At 64.3% G+C, this 8,885-nt stretch carries 8 protein-coding genes; 1 reads left to right on the top strand and 7 read right to left on the bottom strand.

What is annotated here, in order from left to right; translation table 11 throughout:
* The 4 genes from VGE27_RS18010 to glgC all read right to left on the bottom strand — a co-directional run.
* On the bottom strand, positions 1-966 hold a 966-nt coding region (locus VGE27_RS18010), incomplete at its 3' end, for a response regulator (protein WP_331051067.1).
* Between the two features lie 8 nt (positions 967-974).
* Positions 975-1,976, bottom strand: a complete 1,002-nt coding sequence (locus VGE27_RS18005; protein WP_331051066.1) for a sensor histidine kinase — start codon at positions 1,974-1,976, stop codon at positions 975-977.
* 174 nt (positions 1,977-2,150) lie between these two features.
* Positions 2,151-2,588: a hypothetical protein gene (locus VGE27_RS18000; RefSeq protein ID WP_331051065.1), complete on the bottom strand. Its 438-nt coding sequence runs from the start codon at positions 2,586-2,588 to the stop codon at positions 2,151-2,153.
* Positions 2,589-2,599: 11 nt separating this feature from the next.
* Positions 2,600-3,856: a glucose-1-phosphate adenylyltransferase gene (gene glgC / locus VGE27_RS17995; RefSeq protein WP_331051064.1), complete on the bottom strand. Its 1,257-nt coding sequence runs from the start codon at positions 3,854-3,856 to the stop codon at positions 2,600-2,602.
* Between the two features lie 115 nt (positions 3,857-3,971).
* Between glgC and glgA the strand changes: the two genes are divergently transcribed.
* Complete coding sequence (gene glgA / locus VGE27_RS17990) at positions 3,972-5,405, top strand: glycogen synthase GlgA (protein ID WP_331051063.1); 1,434 nt, start codon at positions 3,972-3,974, stop codon at positions 5,403-5,405.
* 152 nt (positions 5,406-5,557) lie between these two features.
* On the opposite strand, the gene VGE27_RS17985 is transcribed toward glgA, so the two are convergent.
* The 3 genes from VGE27_RS17985 to rfaD are packed head-to-tail and all read right to left on the bottom strand — an operon-like array spanning position 5,558 to position 8,884.
* Complete coding sequence (locus tag VGE27_RS17985; protein WP_331051062.1) at positions 5,558-6,328, bottom strand: amino acid ABC transporter ATP-binding protein; 771 nt, start codon at positions 6,326-6,328, stop codon at positions 5,558-5,560.
* Positions 6,328-7,884 carry an ABC transporter substrate-binding protein/permease gene (locus VGE27_RS17980; protein WP_331051061.1) on the bottom strand — a complete coding sequence of 519 codons (1,557 nt, stop codon included), beginning with the start codon at positions 7,882-7,884 and terminating at the stop codon, positions 6,328-6,330. The genes VGE27_RS17985 and VGE27_RS17980 overlap by 1 nt, the downstream gene beginning before the upstream one ends.
* A gap of 16 nt (positions 7,885-7,900) precedes the next feature.
* Positions 7,901-8,884, bottom strand: coding sequence for an ADP-glyceromanno-heptose 6-epimerase (gene rfaD / locus VGE27_RS17975; RefSeq protein ID WP_345788040.1), 984 nt, complete (start codon positions 8,882-8,884; stop codon positions 7,901-7,903).
* Position 8,885 lies beyond the last annotated feature (1 nt).

Genomic DNA, 8,885 nt, shown 5'->3' with positions numbered 1-8,885 from the left:
GGCACGATCCCCGGCCCATACGTAGGAGTCTGCCGCGCCCGTGATTGCCGTCGCATCCGGTGCATGGCCGGTGATGGTCAGGAACCCGGGATTATGACGGATGATGTTTCCCTCGCCGTCCAGCAGCGCAATGGAGACCGGCGAAGCCTCGAACGCTACACGCAACAGGCCATCGGCGGCGCGACGCATCTTTTCGAGGCGTCGTTGTGCGCGTAGATCGGTGAGCGTGTGTACATGGCCTGCCGGCTCGCCGCGTGGCGAGAGCAGTGCGCGGCATCGCCACGCGACAGGGATGCGTTCGCCGTGACGGTCGGTCAGACAGGCTTCGTCGTCATGCCAGTCACCGCGAACACCTTCGATGGACTGTGGCGCCGAGTCGGTGACCGTGACTTCAAGCGTCAGGACGTCGCCCAACGGACTGCCGACCGATTCGAACAGCGTCATGCCGAGCAATCGTTCGGCGGACGGGTTCATGTAGCGCACGACTTCGTCGCGATCGGCCACCACGACAGCATCGGCCACACCATCGCTGATGGCGGCAAACGTGAGGGAGTTGGCCCGCAGATCCTGCTCGATGCGATGGCGATGCAGCGCGAGATCCAGCGCCAGAAACAGGTCGCGTTCATGGAACGGCTTGAGCACGTACCCGTACTGCGCGGTGGTGTGCGCGCGCTCGTAGGTCGCGCGATCGGCATTGGCCGTGAGGAACACCACCGGCACGTTGAACCGACGATGAATCTCGTTCGCGGCGTCGATGCCGTCGCGGTCACCCTTGAGGCGGATATCCATCAACACCAGCGACGGACGCAGTTGCTCCACCGCGTTGATGGCTGCAACCGCCGAGTCCTCAGGCCCCACGACATCGTAGCCGCGCCGTTGCAGCCGATCGACCAACTCGGCGGCAATCAACGCCTCGTCCTCGACCACGAGAACGCGGTGTTTCCCAGGCGGCATGGGCATGCTCATGGGCGTCATCAGGCTGCGTGGGGAATGGGGATGCGAAGACGTGCCACAGTGCCGGGCAGGCCCTGTGTCAGCTGGAACTCCCCATCGATCTGCCGCGTGAGCGACTCCACGAGTGTGAGTCCAAGGGAATGGCGATCGGAACCGCCAAGGTTGGCACCGACGCCATCATCTGCCACCGTCATCTCGCACCATCCCGGTTCCTGGTTGGCGAGTGTGAGGTGAATGAGCCCGGGGCGTCCCTCCGGGAAAGCGTGCTTCATGGCGTTCGTTACCAGTTCATTGAGAATCAGGCCGCACGGGACGGCGAGATCGACGGCCATCGTGATGGGCGCGAGCGCCAGATCGAATTCGATGGACTGTCCGGGGATGCGCTGGCTGTGGCGCACTTCTTCGCAGAGTGATGCGGCGTACTCGGCGAACTCCACCGACGACAGGTTGCCCGAGCGGTAGAGTGTCTCGTGGACCAGTGCCATCGAACGCACGCGACGTTGGCTTTCTTCCAGCACCGCAATGGTCTCGGGGTCCGCGACGCGCGTGGACTGCATGTACAACAGGCTTGAAATCACCGCCAGATTGTTCTTCACCCGGTGATGGATCTCACGCAGGAGGATTTCCTTCTCCCGCAGCGAGTCGCGCAAGCGCTGGTCGGCCTTGCGGCGCTCGGTCACGTCGCGGATGACACACAGCACCACGAGGCCGTTGTCATCATCCATGGGACTCAGCAGCACGTCCACCGGAAACTCGCGGCCGTCGGCGCGCACGGCGTGGAGTTCGAGGCCGGCGCCCATGGGTCGCATGCGCGGTCCGGAGAGATAGGCCTCGCGATGGCGCGCATGTCCGCGCCCGAACCGACCGGGAATCAAGTCGTCGACCAATCGGCTCTGGAGATCGTGGATGCTCAAGCCGAACATCGTCGCCGCCTGGGGATTGGCTTGGCGAATGTGACCGTCAGCCCCGACCACCAGCACGGCGTCGGGGATGAACTCGAAGATGCGCGCGTAGAGGCTCATGCGCCCAAACATGCATGTGCAGGTCCGACTTCGCCGCTTCGGCATTGCGCCGGGCGTGTCACGCCGCCGGCCATGCGCACCCCGGACTCCGCGTCGAGTCCGCCAGGCGTTCCCTCAATAACCGATTGCTGAGTGCGCCACCGTTCGCACACTCAGCGACTCATTCAGGATACGCTACTGTGCGCCCGGTTGCTGCGAGGAAATCATGTAAAACATGGTTTGACGGAGATCGCCGCCGGTGTTCGATACAATGTCGAGACGACCTGCGGTGCCAAACCCGAGGTTCAGCGTCGGGCTGATCCAGACTGCCCGCCCACCGATGGCCCGAAGCTGCAGGGTGACACCGCCGCCGGGCTGCTGGTCCGACTCCCTCACGCGAAAGGTCGCGCTGCCACCGCCCTGCACCGTGGCCAGGCGACGGCCCTGCACGCCGGCCGAGCGCACGGCATACACGTTGACGTCATAAAATCCGCGATTCGTCGCGACGATGATCGCGGTCATGTCGCCGGAAGAAGGTGGCGGGGCGTTCTTGCGGCAGCTGGACAGGCCAAGCGCTCCGGTGGCAAGAGCCAGGCACAGGAGTGCACGACGGGAGAGCGATTTGGCAGACATGGCTTGAGTCCTCAGAGCCGATCGATCATCGGCTGGGTGATCAACACGGTACCGCGCGCGGAGCGGCGGAATCGCCTGGCGTCGAGGACGGGATCCTCCCCGACCACCAATCCGGCAGGTATTTGTACCCCGCGATCCACCACGACGTTACGCAGGCGGGCGGCGCGCCCAATATCGACGTACGGCTGCACCACCGCGCCCTCCAGGTGGGAGTAGGAGTGCACGCGTACCCCCGTGAACAGCAACGACTTGTGCAGGTAGGACCCGGAAATGATACAGCCGCCGGACACCAGCGAGTTCAGGGCGTGGCCGCGCCGCCCTTCCTCATTGTGCACAAACTTGGCCGGCGCGGTGAGCTCGGAATAGGTCCAGATCGGCCAATCCTTGTCGAACAAGTCGAGCTGAGGTGTGACGGTCGTCAGGTCGACGTTGGCTTCCCAGTAGGCGTCGATCGTGCCAACGTCTCTCCAGTACGCCAGCGATTCATCTTCGGATCTCACACAGGATGTGCTGAACCGGTGTGCTATGGCCTTGCCGTGCCGCACCACACTGGGGATGATGTCCTTGCCGAAGTCATGGCTCGAGTGTGGATCGGCAGCGTCTGCCCGCAGTAGTTCCAGCAGGTAGGTGGTGCGGAACACATAAATACCCATGCTCGCCAGCGAGAGGTGCGGCGCGCCCGGGATACCCGGTGGATCTTCCGGCTTCTCGAGAAACGTGATGATGCGATCGTCGGCGTCCACGTGCATCACGCCGAATCCCGTGGCTTCACGCCGCGGCACTTCCAGGACGCCCACGGTGACATCGGCGCCCTGGTTCACGTGCTGCTGTAGCATCAGCTCGTAATCCATCTTGTAGATGTGGTCACCGGCGAGGATGACCATGTACTCGGGTGCGTAGTCGGTGATGATGTCCGCGTTCTGGTGCACGGCATCGGCGGTGCCGTCATACCATTGCGTTTCGCTCACTCGCTGGCTGGCCGGCAGGATGTCGAAACTCTCGTTGCGCTCTGGGCGCATGAAGTTCCAGCCGCGCTGCAGGTGTCGGATCAGACTGTGGGCCTTGTATTGTGTCGCCACACCGATGCGCCGGATGCCGGAGTTGATGGCATTCGACAGTGCAAAGTCGATGATGCGCGTCTTCCCGCCGAAATACACGGCAGGCTTGGCGCGCGGATCGGTCAATTCATACAGGCGCGAGCCACGGCCACCGGCGAGCACATACGCCATGGCCGTGCGGGCAAGCGTCCCGCGATTGGACGGGGTCATGCGAAGGCGATCGGGGAAACGGAAAGAGACCTGACGGTACCCACCCGGGGCGAGTCGGTGCCCGCCCCCCGTCCGCATTTTGCGTCGCGTGCGCGCAGGGCGTAAGGTACGGGGCATGAACGTGCTTTTTGTCGCCGCCGAAGCGACACCCTACGTGAAGACGGGAGGGCTGGCTGATGTGGCCGGTGCACTGCCCGCCGCGCTCCGCAGCCTTGGCCATGACGTGCGGGTCACATTGCCTCGCTACCGCGAAGTGCGCGAACGCGGCGTGGCGGTCGAGGGCCCGCTGGCCGCCACCTTCCTGCCGCTGGGTGAGCGGGCCGAGGAGCTGCGCGTCTGGCGAGCCAAAGACGATGACGTGCCCACCTATCTCCTGGATGTGCCGTCCGCTTTTGAGCGGGGCGTGATCTACGGAGAGGCCGACGATCATCGGCGCTTCATTCTCTTTGCGCGCGCCGTGCTCGCCACCATGCAGCACCTGCGGGAAGTGGAGGGCTGGCAGCCCGACGTGGTGCATTGTCACGATTGGCACGCGGCGCTGGTCATCAACTACCTCAAGACCTACTACGCCTACACGTTCGGCCATATCGCCACCGTGTTCACTATTCACAATCTGGCCTATCAGGGCCAGGTGCATCCCGATGTCCTTGGTGTCGCCGGGCTCAGTGAAGCGGGACTGGTGGAAAACGGTCTGGGTGCCGGCATCGCGCATTCGTTCAACTTCATGGCGCGCGGCATCCTGTATGCCGATGTGGTCTCGACGGTGAGCCCCACCTACGCGCGTGAGATCATGACGCCGGACTACGGCGAGCGACTCGATGGCCTGCTGCGGCGCCGGCAGGACCGCGTGGCCGGCATTCTCAACGGTATCGACGCCGAGCGGTACAATCCCGCCACAGACGCACAGATCGCGGCGACGTACGATGTGGGTCACATGGATGGCAAAGCCGTCTGCAAGGCCGCATTGCAGGAGCGCACCGGGTTGCCGGTGGAAGCCTCGCGCCCGCTGCTCGGCGTGGTGTCGCGGCTCGTGGAGCAAAAAGGGTTCGACCTGCTGCACGTGATCATGCCGTGGCTGCTGCAGGAAACCGATGCGCAGCTCGTGCTGCTCGGCTCAGGGCAGCCGTATCTGCAGGACGCGTTCGAGCGACTGGCACACCAGCATCCACAGCGTGTCGCCGTCACCACCGGCTTCGACACCGCATTCGCCCAGCAGATCTATGCCGGCAGTGATGCGTTTCTCATGCCATCACGGTTCGAGCCCTGCGGACTGGGGCAGTTGATCGCGCTGCGCTACGGCAGTGTGCCTATCGTACGCGCCACCGGCGGTCTCGCCGATACGGTGCGCGAGGGGTGGGATGGAAACGGTTTCCGTTTTCACCCATACGAGGCCGGCCATTTCATCGACGCCATCCGTCGCGCGTTGGTGTCGTATCGCGATGTCGAGGGTTGGAAGCTGCTGCGCGAACGTGGCATGAAGGAAGATCATTCATGGACAACGTCAGCAAAACACTACGCCGGGTTGTATCAATGGGCCCGCGGGCAATAGCGATCTTGCCGAATGCCCCGACTCAAGCCAGCTCCCACCTATCACCTACAACATATGGCCTAAAACCAACGTCCCTATGACCCACCAACCTGCAGTTGCAGTTGCGGTTACGGGTTCTAAGAGGCTTGGTTCAAAGCTGTAGGTCGTAGGTTCTAAGTAGCGGCCGACGACGTCTCGGATTTCAGCAGCTCTTTTGTGGCTTCGTGCACCGGCGAGTCGAGCACTTGTTTGGCTTCACCACATTCCACCACCACGCCGTGTGACAACACCGCCACCCGATCCGCCACGGTACGGGCGAATCCGAGGTCGTGGGTGGTGATGAGCAACGTCCGGCCGCCCTGGGCGAGCTGACGCAGGGTCTCAGTGAGTGCCACACGTCGCGCGGGATCGAGCGCGGCGGTGGGTTCGTCCATCAGCAATACCTGTGGATCGAGCGCCAGGGCGCGGGCAATGGCCACCCGTTGTGCCTCTCCACCGGACAGCTGCGCGGGGTAGGCGTCGGTGCGATGGCCCACGCCAAGCGACTCGAGCAGCCGCAACGCCGTCGCGCGCGCCGCCTGCGGTGTGGCGACGCCCGTGTGCACCGGTGCAAGCGTGACATTCTCCAGCGCCGACAGATGCGCAAACAGCGCATGCTGCTGGAACACCATGCCCACGCGGCGCCGCAGTGCGCGCAGCTGCGACTCGGGTGGCACGCGGCCGGGTACGAGCGACACATCGCCCACCTGAATACGGCCACCGTCGAACGCTTCCAGCGCGACCGCCGCACGCAGCACCGTGCTCTTGCCCGCTCCCGAAACGCCCATCAGCGCCCACACTTCGCCGGCGGGCACCGCCAAATCCACACCGCGCAGCACGGGGCGGCGGTCGCGTGACAACGTGACCTGTTCGAGCGTGAGTGCGGCAGTCTCCGTGCTTGCCATCACGTGCTCCATCGCGATTCGAGGCGGCGGGCCAGACGCGAAAGCGGCAACGACATCAGCAGGTAGATCGCGGCGCACAGCAGGCCCGGCAGTACCCAACTGCCCACGTTGGTGGCATAAATCGCCGTCTGTTTGGTGAGCTCCACCACCGTGATCACCGAAACGAGCGAGGAGTCCTTGAGCAGCGCGACGAAGTCATTCGTCATCGGTGCCAGCGCGGTGCGCAACGCCTGGGGACCACGGATCAGGCGCAGGATCTGCCATTCGGTGAGGCCCAGTGTGCGCGCCGCTTCAAGTTGCGCGCGCGGGATGGCCATCAGCGCCGAGCGGTAGATCTCCGATTCGTAGGCGGCGTAATTGAGCCCGAGGCCCAGAATCGCTGCTGCCAGCGCCGGCAGACGAATCACTCCGCTGAGGCCGTAGTACAATACGAACAGCTGCAGCAGCACCGGTGTGCCGCGCACCACTTCCACGTAGGTGATCAACACGCCGCGTGTGACGGGTCCGCCATACACATGCCCTGCTGCAATGGCCCCGCCCGCCACCATCGCGAGGATCATCGCCGCCAGAGAGATGCCCAGCGTGATCACCGCTGCACGGAGCAGCGCGGGCAGGTACGCGACGGGTGATGTGGTGCGTGGGCGATCTGCGGTGGCCGCCGAGGCGGCATTCGCAGTCGTGTCGGCCAGTCGGGTGATCAGTTGCTGCTGATACTGTGCCTGAGCGTCGTCCCATACGCCCCATGAGCGAAAAATCCGCTCGAGGGTGCCATCCATCATACCACTGCGCAGCACGGCATCTGCCGAGTCGCGCAGCGCTGCCTGATGCGGTGCAAAGACGGCGACATAGTGGCCGAGCGCGAGGGCCGTGGGTTGCACCACGAATCCTCGCGTCCGGCGCAGCGCACGTTCGGCCACCACATGATCGAGCAACACGGCATCCACACGACCCGAAACGAGGTCCTCGTACGGATGCACATCATCGTCGTACGACACCGGCACCACGCCATGGGACTTCTGTGCCTCGAGCAACATGGCGTACGCCTGGGTGGAACCCAGCGTGGCCACTCGGCGCTTCGCCAGGTCGGCCAAGGTACGGAAGCGCAGCGTGTCCGCCGGACGCACGGCGAGCACTTCGCGGAATTCAAAGTAGGGCAGGCTCACGGCGAGTCGCGCCCGCAGTTCGGGACGATCTTCCAGCCCCGACATTCCCACGTCGAAGTCACCGCGCGCCACGGACTGCTCAATGGAGGGCCAGCTCACCTGCACGAATTGCGGTGTACGGCCCAGGCCTTTGGCCATGAGCGTGGCGATCTCCACATCGAAACCGCGCACCGTGCTGGCATCAGCCGGGTCAGCTTCAACGAAGGGCGCACCGCCCTCGGCGTCGCCGCCCCAGCGCAACAGGGAGGTAGTCGAGCCGGTCGTTGCACTGGCGTCTTGGGCGGTGCTGCCGCATGCTGCCAGCAGGAGCGGGCCGCACAGGACGGTCAGCAGGCGCACCACCCACGGGATGGGTGCGCAAAACCGTCGTACCAGTGGCCCGACTTTACTCACGCGAGTGCTCCGACGGTCATCCCGCGTCGCCAAGACGGCGGTCGTCGGTGAGGTAGCCGCGCACATAATCGCGCACCGCGTCCTCGAGCGGCGTGACCCGCGCTGTATATCCTGCTGCGCGTAGCTTCGCGATCTCGGCCTTGGTGTGGTACTGGTACTTCGCGCGGATGGACTCCGGAATGTCGATGAATTCCACCGCCGGCTCGCGCCCCAGGGCGGCAAAGAGCGCCCCCGTGAGTTCGAGCCACGAGTGCGCATGTCCACTGCCGATGTTGTACAGACCGCCCGCCGATGGCGTCATGGCCAAGTGCAACGTCATGGCCACCGCGTCTTTCACATAGAGAAAGTCGCGCTGCTGTTCGCCGTCCTTGTAGTCTGGGTGATGTGAGCGGAACAGCTTGACCTTACCTGTGTCCTGGATCTGTCCGAACGCCTTGTGCACGAGTGAGCGCATGTCGGCTTTGTGTGCCTCGTTGGGGCCGTACACGTTGAAGTACTTGAGCCCCACCAGCTGACGCAGAATACCGGCCTGCGCGGCATACTGATCGAAGAGGTGCTTGGAATAGCCGTAGGCGTTGAGCGGCCGCAGCTGTGACAGGGCGGGCACCGAATTGTCGGTGTCGTCCATGCCGTCTGCGCCGTCGCCATACGTGGCTGCGCTGGACGCGTAGACGAACCGCGACCCCTTCGCGAGAGCCCAAAGCGCGAGGTGCTTGGTGAACTCGAAATTGTTGCGCGCCAGATAGGTCGCATCGAGCTCGGTGGTGGCCGAGCAGGCGCCAAGGTGCAGGATCAGATCGAAGGCACCGAGTGCACCGGAATCGAGGCGCGCAAACAGGTCATCGGCTTCGAGGTAGTCCTCGAAACGGAGCGGCACGAGGTTGCGCCACTTCTCGTCATGGCCAAGTCGGTCTGTGACCACGATGCGATCGACGCCCTGCTGATTGAGCGCCCAGATCAATGCGCTCCCGATGAAGCCCGCGCCTCCCGTGACGAGCACG

Source organism: Gemmatimonas sp., from assembly GCF_036405635.1.
Lineage (GTDB): Bacteria > Gemmatimonadota > Gemmatimonadetes > Gemmatimonadales > Gemmatimonadaceae > Gemmatimonas.
The sequence above is the reverse complement of the archived record's forward strand: the minus strand, read 5'-3'. Positions and strand labels throughout refer to the sequence as shown.